At 61.0% G+C, this 17,104-nt stretch carries 19 protein-coding genes; 13 read left to right on the top strand and 6 right to left on the bottom strand.

All coding sequences use genetic code 11. From position 1 onward, the window contains the following. Positions 1 to 19 precede the first annotated feature (19 nt). Together F3H96_RS28275 and F3H96_RS28270 are read left to right on the top strand one after the other, a co-directional pair. On the top strand, positions 20 to 1,075 hold the full coding sequence (locus F3H96_RS28275) for a UDP-glucuronic acid decarboxylase family protein (RefSeq protein ID WP_149804932.1): 1,056 nt from the start codon (positions 20 to 22) through the stop codon (positions 1,073 to 1,075). Positions 1,076 to 1,084: 9 nt separating this feature from the next. Beyond that, positions 1,085 to 1,285, top strand: a complete 201-nt coding sequence (locus tag F3H96_RS28270; protein ID WP_244620195.1) for a hypothetical protein — start codon at positions 1,085 to 1,087, stop codon at positions 1,283 to 1,285. Here F3H96_RS28270 and F3H96_RS28265 read toward each other — a convergent pair whose 3' ends face one another. Further along, positions 1,286 to 3,034, bottom strand: a complete 1,749-nt coding sequence (locus tag F3H96_RS28265) for a hypothetical protein (RefSeq protein WP_149804931.1) — start codon at positions 3,032 to 3,034, stop codon at positions 1,286 to 1,288. A 155-nt stretch (positions 3,035 to 3,189) separates the two neighbouring features. Here F3H96_RS28265 and F3H96_RS28260 point away from each other — a divergent pair, with 155 nt between their 5' ends. From F3H96_RS28260 to F3H96_RS28210, 11 genes are all read left to right on the top strand, one after another. Further along, positions 3,190 to 4,293 carry an inositol-3-phosphate synthase gene (locus F3H96_RS28260; protein WP_149804930.1) on the top strand — a complete coding sequence of 368 codons (1,104 nt, stop codon included), beginning with the start codon at positions 3,190 to 3,192 and terminating at the stop codon, positions 4,291 to 4,293. Next, positions 4,290 to 4,886 carry a histidine phosphatase family protein gene (locus tag F3H96_RS28255; RefSeq protein WP_149804929.1) on the top strand — a complete coding sequence of 199 codons (597 nt, stop codon included), beginning with the start codon at positions 4,290 to 4,292 and terminating at the stop codon, positions 4,884 to 4,886. Before F3H96_RS28260 ends, F3H96_RS28255 begins: the two co-directional genes overlap by 4 nt. 15 nt (positions 4,887 to 4,901) lie before the next feature. Next, positions 4,902 to 6,002: a glycosyltransferase gene (locus tag F3H96_RS28250; protein ID WP_149804928.1), complete on the top strand. Its 1,101-nt coding sequence runs from the start codon at positions 4,902 to 4,904 to the stop codon at positions 6,000 to 6,002. Then, positions 6,002 to 6,805: a sugar phosphate nucleotidyltransferase gene (locus tag F3H96_RS28245; RefSeq protein WP_244620194.1), complete on the top strand. Its 804-nt coding sequence runs from the start codon at positions 6,002 to 6,004 to the stop codon at positions 6,803 to 6,805. Before F3H96_RS28250 ends, F3H96_RS28245 begins: the two co-directional genes overlap by 1 nt. Before the next feature lie 3 nt (positions 6,806 to 6,808). Next, positions 6,809 to 7,570 carry a TIGR04290 family methyltransferase gene (locus F3H96_RS28240; RefSeq protein WP_149804927.1) on the top strand — a complete coding sequence of 254 codons (762 nt, stop codon included), beginning with the start codon at positions 6,809 to 6,811 and terminating at the stop codon, positions 7,568 to 7,570. After that, positions 7,563 to 8,495 carry a beta-xylosidase gene (locus F3H96_RS28235; RefSeq protein WP_149804956.1) on the top strand — a complete coding sequence of 311 codons (933 nt, stop codon included), beginning with the start codon at positions 7,563 to 7,565 and terminating at the stop codon, positions 8,493 to 8,495. Before F3H96_RS28240 ends, F3H96_RS28235 begins: the two co-directional genes overlap by 8 nt. A 30-nt stretch (positions 8,496 to 8,525) precedes the next feature. Beyond that, positions 8,526 to 9,575, top strand: coding sequence for a glycosyltransferase (locus F3H96_RS28230; RefSeq protein ID WP_244620193.1), 1,050 nt, complete (start codon positions 8,526 to 8,528; stop codon positions 9,573 to 9,575). Further along, positions 9,575 to 10,567: a GNAT family N-acetyltransferase gene (locus F3H96_RS28225; RefSeq protein ID WP_149804925.1), complete on the top strand. Its 993-nt coding sequence runs from the start codon at positions 9,575 to 9,577 to the stop codon at positions 10,565 to 10,567. The genes F3H96_RS28230 and F3H96_RS28225 overlap by 1 nt, the downstream gene beginning before the upstream one ends. 14 nt (positions 10,568 to 10,581) lie before the next feature. Continuing rightward, positions 10,582 to 11,478 (top strand): class I SAM-dependent methyltransferase, encoded by an 897-nt coding sequence (locus F3H96_RS28220; RefSeq protein WP_149804924.1) that lies wholly within the window; start codon positions 10,582 to 10,584, stop codon positions 11,476 to 11,478. A 60-nt stretch (positions 11,479 to 11,538) separates the two neighbouring features. Next, positions 11,539 to 11,757 carry a hypothetical protein gene (locus F3H96_RS28215; RefSeq protein WP_149804923.1) on the top strand — a complete coding sequence of 73 codons (219 nt, stop codon included), beginning with the start codon at positions 11,539 to 11,541 and terminating at the stop codon, positions 11,755 to 11,757. Between the two features lie 144 nt (positions 11,758 to 11,901). After that, positions 11,902 to 12,096 (top strand): hypothetical protein, encoded by a 195-nt coding sequence (locus tag F3H96_RS28210; RefSeq protein WP_149804922.1) that lies wholly within the window; start codon positions 11,902 to 11,904, stop codon positions 12,094 to 12,096. 52 nt (positions 12,097 to 12,148) lie between these two features. Here F3H96_RS28210 and F3H96_RS28205 read toward each other — a convergent pair whose 3' ends face one another. The 5 genes from F3H96_RS28205 to F3H96_RS28190 all read right to left on the bottom strand — a co-directional run bounded on the left by F3H96_RS28205 (position 12,149) and on the right by F3H96_RS28190 (position 17,104). Then, a complete protein-coding gene (locus tag F3H96_RS28205; RefSeq protein ID WP_244620192.1) occupies positions 12,149 to 12,730 on the bottom strand; it encodes a sigma-70 family RNA polymerase sigma factor in 582 nt (193 codons plus the stop codon). Between the two features lie 218 nt (positions 12,731 to 12,948). Continuing rightward, positions 12,949 to 13,290, bottom strand: a complete 342-nt coding sequence (locus F3H96_RS28200) for a hypothetical protein (protein WP_149804921.1) — start codon at positions 13,288 to 13,290, stop codon at positions 12,949 to 12,951. A gap of 17 nt (positions 13,291 to 13,307) precedes the next feature. Beyond that, positions 13,308 to 13,481 carry a hypothetical protein gene (locus F3H96_RS30770; RefSeq protein ID WP_188131569.1) on the bottom strand — a complete coding sequence of 58 codons (174 nt, stop codon included), beginning with the start codon at positions 13,479 to 13,481 and terminating at the stop codon, positions 13,308 to 13,310. 448 nt (positions 13,482 to 13,929) lie between these two features. Next, on the bottom strand, positions 13,930 to 14,295 hold the full coding sequence (locus F3H96_RS28195; protein ID WP_280177795.1) for a response regulator: 366 nt from the start codon (positions 14,293 to 14,295) through the stop codon (positions 13,930 to 13,932). 106 nt (positions 14,296 to 14,401) lie between these two features. Beyond that, complete coding sequence (locus tag F3H96_RS28190) at positions 14,402 to 17,104, bottom strand: PAS domain S-box protein (protein WP_149804920.1); 2,703 nt, start codon at positions 17,102 to 17,104, stop codon at positions 14,402 to 14,404.

Raw genomic sequence — 17,104 nt, 5'->3', positions numbered from 1 at the left:
CAGACAGGAGACCTTGGAAATGCGGCGATCAAGAAAGATAGAGCAGACGCGGACGGCGCTGGTCGCCGGCGGTGCCGGGTTCCTCGGTTCGCACTTGTGCGAAGGATTGCTTCATGACGGTTACCGTGTGATCTGCGTCGACAATTTTCTTACCGGCCGGATGGAAAATATCGTTTCGCTGGTCGGCCAAGCCCGATTTCGGCTGGTCGAGCAGGACGTTTGCGTGCCGCTCGAGCTCGGCGAACCCGTCGACCGCGTTTTCAATCTGGCCTGCGCGGCGTCGCCACCTCGCTACCAGGCTGACCCAGTCCACACCACGCGAACCTGCGTCATCGGGACGCTCAATCTGCTCGAGCTGGCCGCCAGCAACGGCGCCCGCTTCCTGCAGGCCTCGACCAGTGAAGTCTACGGCGATCCGGAAAAGCATCCGCAGAGGGAGGATTATGTCGGCCACGTCAATTGCACCGGACCGCGTGCCTGCTATGACGAGGGCAAGCGTACCGCCGAAACACTCTGTTTCGACTATCTGCGGGCAGACATGGCCGATGTCCGCGTTGCACGCATCTTCAACACCTATGGGCCCAGGATGGATTCCGCGGACGGTCGCATCGTTTCCAATCTGGTCATGCAGGCACTGGAAAGGAGGCCGCTGACAATCTTCGGCGACGGCCGGCAGACCCGCTCCTTCTGCTATGTCACCGATCTCGTAGAGGGATTGCGTCGCCTGATGAACGTCGATCCCAATCCGGGCCAGCCGGTCAACCTTGGCAATCCCAGGGAGTTTTCGGTCCTTGAACTGGCAAGCCTGGTGCGCGAACTGACCGGCTCAAGATCGCCCGTGAAGTTTCTGCCTCTGCCGCAGGACGACCCACGCCGACGGCGCCCGGACATAGGCCGTGCGAAGGCGCTTCTTGGCTGGTCGCCCGAAGTGCCGCTCAGGAAAGGCTTGCTGCAAACCATTGCCTACTTCGCCCGGCTCGATGAGCCGGCGCTCGAATCCATCGCGGCAATCAGCTCTGAATCGCTGAGTTCCCGGGCAGGCGGAACAACCGACCGAGATCGTGGTTGGGCGTAGAAAACGGCTATGGAGAACGAAGCTGTGCAGCCGAAACGACCTGTCAACGACGTAGACCAGATCGCGGCGGCGCAGACCGCCGCTTTCCTGCGACGTGCCTCAGTTACCTATCTCGAGTGCTGCGTCAGTCTTATGATGACGCATCTGCAACGCGAGGAAGTGGCCCTCATTCTGGAGCAGGAAGCCGACATGCTGCGCAGGCTGGATTGATCACGCCTTCGCGCCCTCGATGAACCGCACAAGCTTGGCTTCATAACGGTCGGCGGCGCAGGCGGCCCGCGCTCGCTCACCGTTCCCCACCGATTGCTCAGCCATGATCCAGAGTCCGAGCTGGAACGCGAGATAGCAAGGCTCCAGATGGTGGACCAAAGCGCGATCGACGCAAGGCGATGCCTTTGACTCGATGCGCTCGACCAGCTTCGCTACCTCGTCTGGGGTCAAATCATGCTCGACGCTGGCGCCGGCAATATCCCACGCTATGTCCTGACAGCCGACAAGATCATGCGAGCGGCAATGATCGACGGCGTCCGTCTTGAGCAACGTGCCATCCCGACAGACGAGAAACTCCCAAGGGTGCAGGCGCCCGTCGACCTCGATCCTTCGCATGACGTGGCGGGACGGCTGGCGAGCGAACCACGCCTTTAATGTTTTGGCGGCCCCTTCTCCCAACGCTTCCCTGCAGTTTTGTACAGCCATGTCTGAAAGTGCATTCAAAGACGCGCCTGCCTCGTCAGCCTGCAGCTTGGCAGCGCGCCAGCCGAGATAATCCCCGAGCCGTTCGACCAAAGCGTGCCTGGCCAACCTCTTTTCATCCAACCTGTCCGCCTCGACCCAACGCTCGACCAGAAAACCGTGGCAGAGTCCAACAACCCCCGCCGCAAAGCCGGCATCGTGGAGCGCTTTGGCCGTGCGCAACTTGCACCGCCCGGTTTCGCCAAGCCCGGCGAACTTGACCAGCCAGCGCTTCCCGTCGGCAGACGCGATGAATTTGCGCCGCTCGAAGCCAGCATATACCGGGGGCCAGCGGTCAGGCGATGTGGGAATATGTTTGCGCCATTCGCCGCCAGATATTTCGCGAAGCTCCACATTGTCCTCGCCGATGAGGCCTCCCACCCATCGCGGCAAGTCCGGAGCGACGCGGCCGTCGAAGGCTTCTTCAAAATCCGCGACATGACATCGGCAACGTCTCCACAGATCGCCTATGTCCGATGATGCGTGCGGTCCTGGCCCACCTCGATGACTTGGAAAAAGATGGATACGATCGAAGTCGACGCCCTGCTCGACCAGCCACGTTACGACTGCGTGAAATGAGCTGCCTGACAGGCCCGGGCCTTCATCGACAATGGCGAATTTGGCGGCCGGATCGCCAGGCCAAACGCCTAGGAGCTCGGGTTCAGCGCAGACGCGCCGACGAAAAGGATGGCCGGTGGGGCGCACGCTGATGGGAGCGGGTGCATCGAGCGCGGCTGCAACCATGGCCGCGAGGCCAAGGCCGATGCTACGGATACCGATGACACATGTTTCGGCATCGAGTTGCGACCGTTGCGCGGCTAGCAGATAGGTTTCGGGATAAAGCGCATAATGCGCGTAGCCCTCGGTAGCGCCAGTGGCGATTTGGCCGGCACTGTCGATAGCGCCAAGCTTCGCAATCAGCGCTGCATCGAGCGGTCCGCATGCGGCAAATCCCTGTTGCCAGGACCGCAGCACTTCCCTTGATAACGCTACTAGGATTTCCGACCCCAGCTCCTGTCCAGGCGAGTTGCCGTCGACCCCTTTCTTGTCGAATTCCGCATCAGCGAGTCCCTGCAAAAGTTCAGAGGTGCCGAGGAAGAGATCGACCAAAGCAGCGTGCCGTTTGATGCCGCCCGGCAAATCGCCGATCGCGGCCGCTGCCGCCAAGGCACATTCCCTGAGCCGTTGTGCGCTATGCATTCGCTTGTGGTCGCCGTAGATGATCATGACGCTGCTGCCCGGATATCTGCCCGCCAACGCGAAGCGGAGCCTCTTTGATCCGCACCCCACTACGCAATTTTTCACTCAAACAAGGAACATTCGACGCTCCTCCCGGTTCGGCGGCGTAGGAACTTACCTCCAACAGAAGAGGCAGCGATTTCGTGACATCGAAAAAGGTTCGTATCGGCATCGTCGGCGTCGGCAACTGCGCATCGTCGCTCGTGCAAGGTCTCTCCTACTACCGCAACGCAAACAAAAACGAGCCGATCCCGGGCCTGATGCATGCCGATCTCGGTGGCTATCATGTCGACGACATCGAGGTCGTCTGCGCCTTCGATGTCGCGAAAAGCAAGGTTGGGCGCGATGTAGCGGAAGCGATCTATAGCGCGCCCAACAACACCTTTCGTTTCGCCGACGCGGCACCAACCGGAGTGCGGGTCGAGCGAGGCCCCACGCTCGACGGCATCGGTAAGTATGTGCGGGACGCGATCGAAGAATCGGAAGAGCCGGTCGCCGACGTTGCCGAGCTGCTTCAGAAAAGCGGGGCCGAGGTACTGGTGTCCTACCTGCCGGTCGGCTCTGAGGAGGCCACGCGTTTTTATGCCGAATGCGCGCTGGAAGCGGGCTGCGCCTTCGTCAATTGCATCCCCGTTTTCATCGCCTCGCGGCCGGAATGGCGTCGGCGATTCGAAGAGCGCGGCATCCCGCTCATCGGCGACGATATCAAGAGCCAGGTCGGCGCGACCATCGTGCATCGTCTACTCGCCAACCTCTTCCGGGAGCGCGGCGTACGGATCGACCGGACCTATCAGCTCAATTTCGGTGGCAACACCGACTTCCTCAACATGCTCGAGCGGGAACGGCTGGAATCGAAAAAGATCTCCAAGACGCAATCCGTCACCAGCCAGATCGATGTTCCTCTCGAGGCCGGCAACATCCATGTCGGCCCGAGCGACCACGTGCCATGGCTGACGGACCGCAAATGGGCCTACATCAGGGTCGAGGGCACCACATTCGGTGGCGTGCCGCTCAATGCCGAGCTCAAGTTGGAAGTATGGGATTCTCCCAATTCCGCGGGCGTAGTAATCGATGCCCTCCGCTGCGCTAAGCTCGCTATCGACCGCGGCATTGCAGGTGCACTCACGGGCCCGTGCAGCTATTTCATGAAGTCGCCACCGGAGCAATTTACTGACGCCGAGGCACGGCTGCGGACATTGGCCTTCATCGCTGGCAGGGACGAGCCGATGCTCGACGCGGCGGAATGACCACGACCTTCTTTCTCATCCGGCACGCAGCCCACGACAACGTGGGCCGCTATTTGGCGGGACGGCTCGAGGGTGTTCGTCTCGGCGAAGCCGGTCAGGCACAGGCGTTGCATCTCGCGCGCCATATGGCGCGCGAGCCCCTCGCCGCCATCTTGAGCAGTCCGCGCGAACGTACGCTGGAGACGGCGAAGCCGATCGCAGTGGCGTGCAATATCGAGCAGATCTCCATCTGCAAGGAGCTCGACGAAATTGACTTCGGCGCCTGGTCGGGCAAGACCTTCGAGGAACTGAACGGAGACGCGAGCTGGCAGCTTTGGAATGACCAGCGCCAAAATGCCCGCACCCCCAGCGGTGAGACCATGCTCGACGTCCAGCGCCGTATCATGCGCCTGATGGACGCATTGCGCGACGACGGGCAAGGCCAATCCATCGCCCTGGTCAGCCACGCGGACGTGATCAAGGCGGCGGTATGCGGGATCCTCGGCCTGCAGCTTGGCGACTGCTTCCGCTTCGATATCGCTCCTGCCTCTGTCACTACACTCGTTCATGGCGACTGGGGCTCTAAGCTGATCTGTCTGAATCAAGTCGCCTGACGGGAGCGGTTGCCGATGCGCATGATCATTTTCGGTCTGACCGTCACATCTTCCTGGGGTAATGGGCATGCCACGCTTTGGCGTGGGCTGATAACTGCGCTTGCCCGGCTTGGCTGGTCGATCAGCTTCTTCGAACGCGATACGCCTTACTACGCCGGCGCCAGGGATCTCGACCAGCTCGATGGCGGCAACATCATTCTTTACCCAGATTGGGAGACGATTCGCCATGCGACCGAAGTCGCGATGCGGCAGGCCGACGTCGTCATCGTCACCTCCTACTGTCCGGATGCTGTCGAGGCTTCGCATCTCGCCAAGGAGAGCTGCCGCGGCCTCAAAGTGTTCTACGACCTCGATACGCCAGTGACGTTGGTGAGCATCGAGCAGGGCAGCTGCCCAGCCTATTTCGAGCCGCAAGTTCTGCGCGATTTCGATCTGGTGCTGAGCTATACTGGCGGGCCGGCGATAGATGCACTGAAGACACTTCTCGACGTGCCTCATGTTCTACCGCTCTACGGTCATGTCGACCCTACCCGCCACCAGCCGGCGCAGCCAAGGGCAGAGTTTGCCGGTGATTTGTCCTACCTCGGGACTTACGCCAGGGACCGACAGGTGCACGTCGAAAGATTGCTCGTCGCCCCGGCAGCCCGCCTGCCCGACCGGCGTTTCATCATCGGCGGAGCTCAATACCCACAGAACTTCCCTTGGGGTAAAAACATATTTTTTGTCAGGCACCTGCCGCCTGCCGATCACCCCGCCTTCTTTTCTTCCTCGCGCCTGACGCTGAACGTCACCCGCGAAGCGATGGCGCGAAACGGCTGGTGCCCGTCAGGCCGGTTGTTCGAAGCGGCTGCCTGTGGGACGGCGATCATCTCCGACGATTGGACCGGCCTCGACAGCTTCTTCACGCCCGGCAGCGAGATTCTGCTGGCACATACTACCGCTGATGTCGTTGCCGCACTTGAACTACCGGACCACGAGGTCAACGCGCTAGGCCGCCGCGCCCGCGAGCGCGTCCTGGACGAGCACACGTCCGCGCATCGTGCCGCCGAGCTCGACCGCATTTTGAACGGCGCCGCGACCGCGCGGCCGGTTGGACGAATGGAGGAAGCCGTCTGATGTTGGGCATCGTGCCTGCGGCAGGCCGCGGCAGCCGCATTCAGCCGCTGGGCTTTTCAAAGGAATTGCTGCCGGTCGGGAGCCGGCTGGACGGGCAGATCGAGCGCCCTTGCGCAGTGAGCGAATACCTTGTGCGGCGGATGAAGCGCAATGGCGTCGACCGCATCTGCTTCATCATCGGTTCCGGCAAGTCGGACATCCTCGAATATTACGCCGCCGGGTATGAGGAGGCCGCTGCGATCTTCATCGCGCAGCCCTACCCGATTGGTCTTTGCGACGCGATCTTCCGCGCCGCGCCGCTGGTCACGCCGGATGAAACGGTTCTGGTCGGTCTCCCGGACACCATCTGGTTTCCCGAGGACGGCTTCTGCCGCCTGGCCGATGACCGGCTGTCCTTTCTGATGTTTCCGGTAGATCGCCCTGAACTATTCGATGCCGTACTCTTAGACGAGAACGGACATGTCGAGCAGATTCTGGTCAAGCAGCCTGACGCGGCGACAAATTGGGTGTGGGGCGCGTTCAAGATGCCGGGGCGTATCTTCCACGAGCTGGGGGCTCTGTGGCGCCAGCGCGACGGCTTGGATGAGTATTTCGGCACCCTGATCAATGCCTATCTCGCCGACGGAGGCGAGGCGTACGGCGTCAGGGCCGGCACCGCCTATGTCGACGTCGGCACTTTCAACGGCTATCGCACGGCGCTCAGATTGCTGGAAAACAACGGCGGCGCTGAACACGAGGTTCCGCCGATGTTCACCGGGCGCGATCACTCGCCCGAGCACTCCCTTCCACGCGAAGGAGCTTAGCCGATGCTACATTCCAGCACAGAGATACGTCGCCGCATCGATGCGCTTGGGCCCTGGTTCCACAATATGGAGCTGGCGGGCGTGGAAACTGCCCCCGACCATTTCCTCGGAAATTATCCACTGATCAAATGGCGCAAGTTCGCGGACGCGATCCCCGCCGATCTTTCCGGCAAGTCTGTGCTCGACATCGGTTGCAATGCCGGCTTCTATTCGATCGAGATGAAGAAACGCGGTGCTGATCGCGTGCTCGGTATCGATTTCGACCAAGCCTATCTTGCTCAGGCGCGCTTCGCCGCCGAGATTGCTGACTGCGACATCGAATTCAGAGAACTGTCGGTTTACGATGTCGGTGCGCTCGGCGAGCGTTTCGACATCGTGCTATTCATGGGCGTACTTTACCACCTGCGCCACCCACTGCTGGCGCTCGACCTGATCCGGGTCCACGTCGCGAGCGACCTGATGATTTTCCAGTCGATGCAGCGCGGGAGCGGCGAGATCCTGCCACTCGAACAGAACTACCATTTCTGGACACGCGACCTGTTCAATCAGGCTGCATTTCCGAAGCTGCACTTCATTGAACACCGCTACGCGGATGACCCCACCAATTGGTGGATTCCGAACCGCGCCTGCACCGAAGCTATGCTGCGCAGCGCCGGCTTTGAAATTCTGCTTCACCCGGAAGACGAGGTCTATTTCTGCCGCGCATCCGGCGAGCCGACTGGCGGCGCTGCCGTCTATCCTGCGAAAGGAGCGCCCGATGATTGAAGCCGCCATGATCTGGAACGAGCCCAACAACAAATCCCATTGGGACCCGGAGCTTGATCCGGACTGGGGCCGTTTTGCCGCTATGGCGATCCTGGCGGCCGATGCGATCAATGAGGAAAATCCGGCAATCACAAAGGTCCTCGGTGGCATTTCGCCAATTGACGCCGGTTTCATGACGCGAATGAAGGAGTACGGCGTGCTCCAACACGTCGACGCGGTCGCCGTGCATGGTTTCCCGCTCGACTGGAATCTCTGGCAAATTGACGAATGGCCGCAGAAGCTCGGCGAAATCGCGGCTGTCACGGATTTGCCGATTTGGGTGAGCGAAGTCGGGGTGTCGACCTTCGGCGCCGAGGAGATCCAGCTCTGGGGTTTGCGCCGCACGGCCGAGCTGTTGCTCGGTAGCGCGCCACGCGTGCAGTGGTACAGCCTTTACGATCTGCCGCGTTCCTGGGAGGCGACAACACGTCATCGCGAAGCGGAAGGATCATCCTACTATAGGCATTTCTACATGGGCCTGCTGCGCGAGGACGGCACGCCCAAGCCGGCCCTGGAGGAGTTCGTGCGCCACACTCCGCAAATGGGCCTGGTGCAGTGGTTCCACTATCAGGACCATCGGCTGCACGACGCGGTTGCCTGGATGCACCGCCTGGGCGTCAGCCATCTGCGCACCGGGCTGTCCTGGGCCGATAGCTTTCGGCCGAATGCGCTGGACTGGTTCGATCGCCAGATGGAAGCGCTCGCCGACTTCGAAGTGACGGTAACGTTCTGCTTCACGCCCGAACATCGCGGCCTGCAGCCGCATCATACAAGCCCGCCGCAGATCCCGGAGGAATTTGCCGAGTTTTGCGCCGCCATGATCCGCCGCTATGCGCCTGCCGTGGGCACAGACGCAATACCAATGCACGCTTCGGTTGCCTGGTGATTTCCGGCCCGACAAACGATGACACTGACTGTGCTCAACGTCGCCTACCCCCTCGCCCCTGTCGGGCCAGACGCAGTCGGCGGCGCCGAGCAAGTCCTCTCGGCGCTGGACCGGGCATTGGTGTGGGAAGGCCATCGTTCGATTGTCGTCGCTTGCCAAGGGTCGCGCGCTGCCGGAACCCTGGTGGAGACACCCGCCGAAACGGGTGTGCTTGACGAGGCAGCGAAGAGCCGGGCCCATCAAGCGCATCGCGACGCGATTGCGTCCGCGCGGGCGCGCTGGTCCATCGACGTCGTTCACCTCCATGGCATCGATTTCGACGCCTACCTTCCTGAAGACGGCGCAACCTTGGTGACCTTGCACCTGCCGCTCGGCTGGTACCGGCCCGAGGTGCTCGCGCCGTCACGTGCGAACCTGTGGCTGCATGCGGTGTCGGAGGCGCAGCACAGGACCGCGCCAGTAGGATCGAAACTTACCAATCCGATCCTGAACGGCGTCGATATCGATGCGTTGCGCGAGCCCCGGTCACGGCGCAATTTCGCGCTGGTGCTCAGCCGCATCTGTCCGGAAAAGGGCATCCATCTGGCGCTCGAGGCAGCCAAGCGCGCCGGCGCGACTCTCGCGATCGGCGGCCAGATCTATTCCTACCAGGCCCATGTCCGTTATTTCGCCGACGAGGTCCGCCCCCGCCTCGATCGTCGGCGGCGCTTTCTCGGGCCACTTGGTTTTCTTGCCAAGCGGCGGCTGCTCAACGCCGCCCGCTGCCTGGTCATTCCAAGCCTTGCCGCCGAAACAAGCTCGCTCGTCGCCATGGAGGCGCTCGCCTGCGGCACACCGGTCATCGCCTTCCCGAATGGTGCCCTTCCCGAAGTCGTCCAGCATGGCAGGACCGGATTCCTGGTCAATGATGTCGATGAGATGGCGAAAGCCATCGTCGACGCCGGAGCGTTGGACCACGAGACATGCCGGGCCGAGGCGCAACGCCGCTTCTCGCTTGAACGCATGGTCTCATCCTACATGGAAGCCTACGAAGCCTTGGCGAAATTCGGTGCCCGTCGTGCTTTTGCGAGAACCGGGTGATGAGCCGCTTGCGCGCAGAGATCATTCAAGATCCCGGCATGTTCGAAAAGCTGGAGGCGCCCTGGTGGCGGCTCTGGTCGCAAAGCGCCTCGGCGACGCCTTTTCAGTCTCCCGCCTGGCTCATCCCCTGGTGGCAGACATTCGCGCCGGGCGACCTTGCTGCTATTGCCGTGTGGAATGGCGATGACCTCGCCGGCCTTGCACCGCTCTACCTCGAAAGGCATGATTGCGGTCCGCGCCTGCTGCCGATCGGGATTTCGCTGAGTGATTATCTCGACATCTTATGCGCGCCGCAACTTGAAGCCGAGGCAACTGCTGCGATTGCCGACGCGGCACTCTCGCTGGAATGGTCGCAATGGATCCTGCCCGATCTTGCGGCCGATGCCGTGTCGCTCAGCCTTGTCTTGCCGAGTGCCGAAGAGCGCCGATCGACGGCGCACGCCACCTGTCCCGTGCTGTTGCTCAAAGGCGATCAGACTCTTGCCTACTCGGTTCCGGCACGCCGAAGGCGCCAGCTGCGTCGCGCCGCGAGAGCAGCCCGACGTAGAGGACCTGTCGTTGTCAGGCACGTCGAATCCGATCCCCAGACATTTTTAGATAGGCTGGTACGGCTGCACGAGGCGCGCTGGGCCGACAAGGGTGGCGGCGTGCTATCCAATATGGCCGTGGAATTTCATCGCAGGGCCCTACCCCGCCTTGCCGGAAGCGGCTTGGCGCGATGCCTGACGATTGAGATCGGCAATGTCGTCGTCGGCGCCTATTACGGATTTCACCACCGCGACCGCGCCTATGCTTATCTTGGTGGCTTTGACCCGGCTTATGCCGACGAAAGTCCCGGCGCAATTCTGATCGGCCATGCCATCACCGCGGCTGCCGAGGAAGGAGCGCGGGAGTTCGATTTCTTGCGTGGCGGCGAGGGTTACAAATATGGCTGGGGCGCCAACGATCGGTGGACGGCGCGAACGGTGTGGACCCGGAGCGCACCACTGTGAACCCTGCGAGGGAAATGACCTCAATTGCCAGGCGCCTGATCGAGGACTGTATGGCGGACGGCGCGGCTGTCGACAGTGCGCTGGCCAGACTGGCCGTTTTCGCGGATGAAAGCATTGGCGCGGCCCAGCTGGCGGGTATCGCACTGGATTTGCGGGTGAGCCACGCACCCCGGCGCCGCTGGCTGGAGGAAGTCGCCACGACGCTTTCCAGCAAGGCCGGCGCTTTCGACGACGTCCGCAGGACGGCTGCTTGCGTGTCGCACGACCGCCCCGACGGCGAAACGGCCACCATGACCGTGGAACGACTGGCCCGCGGCTTCGATCGGGCGGCAGCAATCTCTCCGGCAGCCAGTGTGCAACTGTCGTCGCTTGGCGACGAGGACAGGCTCGCGGCAACGACCGCCGAGATTGCCTCTTGGTTGGAACGGCAGGGCTTCCTCGGCGCGCACAAGCACATACTGGACATCGGCTGCGGCATAGGCCGCCTCGAACATGCGCTTGCCCCCAAGATGGGACACATCGTCGGCATAGATATCTCGTCAAAGATGATTGCCATCGCGCGCCGGCGATGCGCCGGCCTTGCCACGGTGGCATTTCGCCTGACCTCAGGTGTCGATCTCACAGACGTTGCCGAGGCAAGCTTTGACGGCGCGCTAGCCGTGGACAGTTTCCCCTACCTGATGCTTGCTGGCGTTGCCGAGCGGCACTTCGGCGAAATCGCGCGCGTTTTGCGACCGGGAGGAATGGCAGCAGTCCTCAACTATTCCTACAGGACATCGCCGGATGCCGATTCTTGCGACATCAACCGTCTCGCCCGTGCATTCGGCATGGCCGTCGTGGTCGATGGCGAGAAGCCGTTCAGCAGCTGGGACGGCAGGGCCTTCCTTGTCCGCCGCGCGGGCGGAACATAACGCATTGGCGGCAGTTCGGTCGCCAGACAGTTCCACGCAAACAGGTCAGGGACAAGGAGAATGGCATCCGGCGGTAGGAAGCACATCGGCCGCGGCAGCCAGGGCAAGGGCTCCGGAACGGGAGCGAGGACAAAGCTCGCAAAGGGCATGATCGGTGAGAACGACGTGCTGTCGAACAGGGACAAGAAACAGCACTCGGAGCAACGCGGACTGGATGGCAACCGGATCAAATCTGATCAGTATCGGGACCACGCGGCAAACCGCCTTCCCAAGAACTGAGCTCTTGTTCGCAAACCAGGTCGTTGCCACGGAATCCGGTGACAACGAACCGAAAACTTCAAAGTTTGCGGGCAAGCGCCTTGCCAAGGCGAACCAGATATGTCTTTGAAATTCGAGGGGGGCCTCAATTGTTAAGAGAATGCGATGTCTCGCACGAGCAAGCTCGATCTTTGCGCCCAGGCGAGCCTGGGCTTGGATCAGGAGATCGCATCCCTATTGATCGCCATCGAGCGGGAGAAGGTCCCTGACCGGCTCACAAAGCTTGCACTCGAACTGCAGAACGCGCTGATAGAGAAACGCAGAAGCGATGCGACGGATAGAGCGGCAGTGAACCGCTGAACCTACCAAAATTGTCTCTACGCACTGAGAGACGAAGCCGCCATGCGCCTGCCTAGCGCCTTCCGCTTTCCGCATCCCAGTGCCCGTCCGAAAGTTGATTGCGCCGCTCGATCAGGGTCTGCGGCGATCTCTCCCCGAGATACTCCAAAACACCGGCACGCGCGCGATTGAGGCGGCTTTTGACCGTGCCGACAGCGCAGCCGCATATCTCCGCAGTTTCTTCGTAGCTTACGCCCAACACCCCGATCAGCATCAAGACCTCGCGCTGATGCGACGGTAGTTTCTGGACCGCCTGATGCACTTCCCTGCTTTGCACGGACCAATCTTGCGATGGTTCCGAAATCGGCCTGCCAGAGGCGCAGTCGAGCAGTCCGGGTGCTTCCCGGGCCGCCGCTTTGATGCGCGTATAGTGGGTATTGCGCATGATGGTGAAGAGCCAGGACTTCAGCCGCGTGCCCGGCTCGAATTTGTCCAGGTTGGCGAGCCCTTTAGTCAATGTCTCCTGGACCAGATCGTCGGCATCGTCCGGCACGCGACAGAATGTTCTCGCAAAAGCTCGCAAGGCAGGAATGAGATCGACGATCGAGATCTCATCGGCGCCTGGGTTCGGCAAATTCTGCTCTTTGGATGACAATGTTCCGGCCCCCAGCAAGTAGGAGTGAATGAGGTGCAGACTAGAGAGAATGATCGAGAAAAAGGAACGTTCCTACTTTCGATCGCTGAGCCGAAAGTTTCGGCGAAGCGGGTCAACGAAGAGAGCGGAACCTTCAATGGACCTCTTCGATTTTCGGTTCTTCGAGGTACCAGGGCATGGAAATTATCACGATATTCGAACCGCCGAACTCGAGCAGCTTAGCGTGCAGCCGGCGAGCGCGATGCGTATGCAGCATATATTGCCACCAATTGCGCGGCACGACCTTCGGTAGGAGTACCGCAATGGTGCGCGTCGAACTCGCCGCGTTGCGCCCTGATCTCCTTGAGCAGCGGCCCGTACATCAGCCGGTAGTCGGGGCTTGGAAGAAGCAAGTGCGGCGGACGCAGGCCGGAAGCTTCCGCCGGCGCTTCCCCATCCTTCGCCCACCGGTTGCGGATCTCGCGTTCCACATGGCTCTCTTCGCCGGTCAAGTTTGCCATCTGGGCGGCGATGACGTCGCGGGACAAGCGAAAGGCAAAGCCCAGCGCCTTGTTCGCCATCCTGTTCAATTGCTGCGTCACCACGAGAACGACAGGCGGCTCGGCGCTGCCGAGACTGATTTCCCGGGCTTGTGCAAGCTCGCTTCGAGCTGATCGTAATAGCGCCGCACCAGCCGCTGCAGAACGACCACGAGCGGCATGACGATCACCGAAGTCCAGACCCTTCGGCTGAACTTGCCCACGACGAGCACGATGAACGCCAGCGCTGACTATAGCGCCAAGCGCGTCGATCGCCAGATGCGTGAGATTGCCGGCTCGATCTGCGTCTTTGGGTGCACGTAGCGCCCTCACCCAGTGAATCTCACTGCGGCCTGCGACAGCGTGAAAGTGAGGAAGGCTCCTATGGCGAAGAGTGGCATCAGATTTCGGTGATGCCGCCGAACGCAAGCATCAGCAGCCCGGTAGCAGAGGCGAGATAATTTCTCCAACAGGTGAAATGCGTCAATCGCGCTTAGCGCCGCGTGGTTTTCGCTTTTGTCTCATGGACGTCAATGACCCATCATAAGCCGACAATCAAAGCGATGTGTGGAAGACGGCCACCCGACCCAAAGAGCCACCATACGACGCGATCCGAATCCCAAATACAGACGTGATGCGCTCAACGGGCCCGGGCTGCCCATGAGAGCGAGAGCCTCGAAGTTAGCCCTCCTTGTCCAATTCTTGGAAAGCGCTTCGAACGGCTTGTATTAGCGTGGGTATTGAATAGGGCTTCTGTAGCCATCCGAGGGGCCTAGCCGGCTCAGCTTTAAGCCTTACGTCCTGATCACCATGCGCTGTCGTGAAGATGCACCGTATGCCGAGGTCGCGGTATAACTCCAGGGCCGCATCGATCCCGTCGCGTTTTCCAAGCAAGCGGATATCCATGAGGACAAGCGCCGGCCTGATCGCAAGCGCCACGCTTATGGCCTCATCGGCGCTTGTGGCTGGCCCCACGAGGGAAAAACCCGCAGCACTCAGGCCGGCTTCTATGTCGAGCGCGATCAAGAAATCGTCCTCGACAATCAAGATCGCACGATCACCCGCTAATGCGGACAGGCCTCCGCTTGTGTCTTCACGAGAGAAAACCAGCTGCGGCTTGAATGAAGGCGTAATGTCGCCCGCCAGGCTTGATTCAGGTGAGGATGCTTTTGGTCGCAAAGGCAACCTCCTCGGGCGTCTGAGAAAAACTTACGGTGCACCGACACGGATTTCGCCGAACGTCGAATGTCCCACCAATTTGTCGCGCCAGGCCTTCGACGAGCCGTAGGCCCGAGGATGACGGACGGACGGAACTCAGGTCGAACCCTGGCCCCTCATCCTCGACCTCCAGTCTGTTGCCTTGACCGTCTTTTCGCAGGAAGACGCGGATCGTTGCCTGCGCCTTACCCTGCGAACCATATTTTACGGCGTTGATCAAAAGTTCGTTGACGATGAGAGCTAACGGCATAGCGATGTCATTCGGCAGTTGGATTGGATCTGCCTCGCAGATCAGATGTACCGCGGTGGGGAACATCTGTTTTGCGGTCTCGCAAACAGCACCCAGGAAAGGCTGGGCACTGAAGTTGCGCGCGTCGGGCGTGTCGTAGAGAACGCGCTGGGCGGCAGCCATGGTCGCTACCCGTTTGCTGGCTTCGTCCAGAACAATTCGAGCCTCTGAACTGTGACTGTTCCTTGCCGCCATCGATAGCAGTGACTTCAGCATCATCATGTTGTTCTTCACACGATGATTGAGCTCATCCAGCAGAATCCGTTGCTGGGTTTCCGCCTGCTTGCGCTCGCTCACATCGACCAGCATGTTTATGCCGCCGATGAGCTTTCCGGCGGCATCTCGCATCGGTGTCGGATAGGGGATGAATGGAACCCGGGTGCCGTCCGGCCGCTCTGCCACTGCCTCGTATCCCCGGACGGGTCGCCCCTCGCGCAGCGAGATGGCCATTGGACATTGGTCGTGCGGAAGCGGAGTTCCGTCGGGCCAGTAAAGCTTCCATGTCACGCACCATTCGTCACTGCCGATCACGGGTGTTCGACCGGCGAGTTGCACGGCCGCTTCGTTGAAGTACGTGATTTTGCCCGCCTGATCGGTCGTGTAGATCGCGGCCGGGATGGCGGCGAGCAGGTCCTGGAGGTGGCGCTCGCTGTCCCGGATCTTCTCTTCGGCTACCTTTCTGTCGGTTATGTCGCGGGCAATTTTGGAAGCTCCGACCACGCGCCCCGACGCATCCCGCACCGGCGATATTGTCAGGGAAATATCCACAAGTGTTCCGTCTTTGCGACGGCGAACGGTTTCGAAATGGTCCACAAGTTCGCCGTTGCGAATTCGGCCCAATATCAGGGGTTCCTCGTCCAGCCGATCTTCTGGAATGATCGTGGTGATAGGCGTCCCGACCATTTCCGCGGCCGAATAGCCGAACAGCCGCTCGGCGCCTTGATTCCAAGTCGATACAATCCCGTTTAGACCCTTGCTGACGATCGCGTCGTGTGAAGATTCCACGATCGCCGCCAGATGCTGGGCGGCGTTTTGTGCCCTGACGCGCTCGATCCCGAAGCCCAGCTGGCGGGCGATTGTCCGAGCCACTTCAATCTGCCCTGCCGAGCAATCGTGCGGCTCGTCGAAGTAGGCCATGAACTTGCCCAGCAGCCGCCCGCCCTCCGTTATCGGAATGAAACAGACCGCGCCGATCCCCTCCGCCCGGATCGCCTGTTTCAAAATGTGGGGGAGCTCGGCATGTTCGACATCACTAAGGCAAATCGGCTGCGGATCGTGGTCCGTGGCAGACCAGGGCGAATGACCTTCGACCGCGTCGCGATAAGACTTGGACAAGCCCTGCCAGGCGACAAACTTCATGATCCCGCCCTCCAAGAGCAGGATAGAGGCACGCTGGCATGATAGCGCTCGCCGGATGGCGTCGAGCGCGGGCTCGTAGACGTCTTCCTGCGTGTGGGAGTGCTGCAGATCTTCCGTGAAGCGATGCAGCGCAGCCTGCTCCTCGGCCCTTTGGCCGAGTAACGCCTCGATCTCCTTTCGCTCGCTGATATCGTGCTGCACCCGCACCGCGTAGCGAAACTGTCCGCGGCTGTCGCGAACGCTGGAAGAAGCCACGATGGCCCAGAAAAGCGTTCCGTCCTTGCGAACGAACCGCTTCTCGATCGTGTAGCTGTCGAGCTTGCCGGCGACCTGCTGCCGATACTGCGCGCGATCGGCGTCCGCATCGGGAGGAAAGGTCAGATCAAAAACCGACCGGCCGACAAGCTCCTCCTGGGTGAAGCCCAAAAGGCTGCAAAGATGCCCATTCACCCGCAGCAGCCGGCCTTCGGCATCAGCCTCAACGATTCCGACACCCGCGCTATGATAAGTGAGGGCAAGTCTCTGCTCCTGTTCACGCAACAGCTCCTCGGCTTTGACCTTTTCATTCACGTCGATCGTGATGCAGCGCGTATTGAGGAATTGCCCGCCAAGCGAACGCACATTGGATGTGATCTCGACCCATCGGCTGGAGCCATCCTTGGCGCGCAACCGGGCTCGGTAATTTTGCAGAGGTTCGTGCCGAGATAGGCGGTTCAAAATGTCGTCGCTGACTGCGGGATCGGCGTGAAATTCCCGGATATTGCGGCCGATATATTCCCGCGCGGCATAGCCGAGCAGGTCCAGTTCCGCACGATTGGCCCGCAGAATGGTGCCATCGTTCGCCAACAGGTGCAGAGCGACGGCCGCATTCTCGAAAAAATCTTCATACTCGCCGCCAACATAGAGAGCCGGAAGGTCTACTTCCCGGGGCTTTTCATCAGATACGATTTCGGCACCAGAAATGCCGGATGACAAAGCTCGTTGTTCCAT

Origin of the sequence: Mesorhizobium sp. NFR06 (assembly GCF_900115245.1) — a bacterium.
In the GTDB taxonomy this organism is placed as follows: Bacteria; Pseudomonadota; Alphaproteobacteria; order Rhizobiales; family Rhizobiaceae; genus Mesorhizobium.
Note: the sequence above shows the minus strand (reverse complement) of the source record. Positions and strands in the feature narration are given on the sequence as shown.

Coding starts and splice junctions, on each gene's coding strand:
- F3H96_RS28200 (WP_149804921.1), bottom strand. CDS start 13,290: ATGGCGAACAAGGCGCTGGGCTTTGCCTTTCGCTTGTCCCGCGACGTC.
- F3H96_RS28270 (WP_244620195.1), top strand. CDS start 1,085: ATGGAGAACGAAGCTGTGCAGCCGAAACGACCTGTCAACGACGTAGAC.
- F3H96_RS28265 (WP_149804931.1), bottom strand. CDS start 3,034: ATGATCATCTACGGCGACCACAAGCGAATGCATAGCGCACAACGGCTC.
- F3H96_RS28235 (WP_149804956.1), top strand. CDS start 7,563: ATGATTGAAGCCGCCATGATCTGGAACGAGCCCAACAACAAATCCCAT.
- F3H96_RS28275 (WP_149804932.1), top strand. CDS start 20: ATGCGGCGATCAAGAAAGATAGAGCAGACGCGGACGGCGCTGGTCGCC.
- F3H96_RS28210 (WP_149804922.1), top strand. CDS start 11,902: ATGTCTCGCACGAGCAAGCTCGATCTTTGCGCCCAGGCGAGCCTGGGC.
- F3H96_RS28215 (WP_149804923.1), top strand. CDS start 11,539: ATGGCATCCGGCGGTAGGAAGCACATCGGCCGCGGCAGCCAGGGCAAG.
- F3H96_RS28190 (WP_149804920.1), bottom strand. CDS start 17,104: ATGGAACAACGAGCTTTGTCATCCGGCATTTCTGGTGCCGAAATCGTA.
- F3H96_RS28225 (WP_149804925.1), top strand. CDS start 9,575: ATGAGCCGCTTGCGCGCAGAGATCATTCAAGATCCCGGCATGTTCGAA.
- F3H96_RS28255 (WP_149804929.1), top strand. CDS start 4,290: ATGACCACGACCTTCTTTCTCATCCGGCACGCAGCCCACGACAACGTG.
- F3H96_RS28240 (WP_149804927.1), top strand. CDS start 6,809: ATGCTACATTCCAGCACAGAGATACGTCGCCGCATCGATGCGCTTGGG.
- F3H96_RS28245 (WP_244620194.1), top strand. CDS start 6,002: ATGTTGGGCATCGTGCCTGCGGCAGGCCGCGGCAGCCGCATTCAGCCG.
- F3H96_RS28220 (WP_149804924.1), top strand. CDS start 10,582: ATGACCTCAATTGCCAGGCGCCTGATCGAGGACTGTATGGCGGACGGC.
- F3H96_RS28250 (WP_149804928.1), top strand. CDS start 4,902: ATGCGCATGATCATTTTCGGTCTGACCGTCACATCTTCCTGGGGTAAT.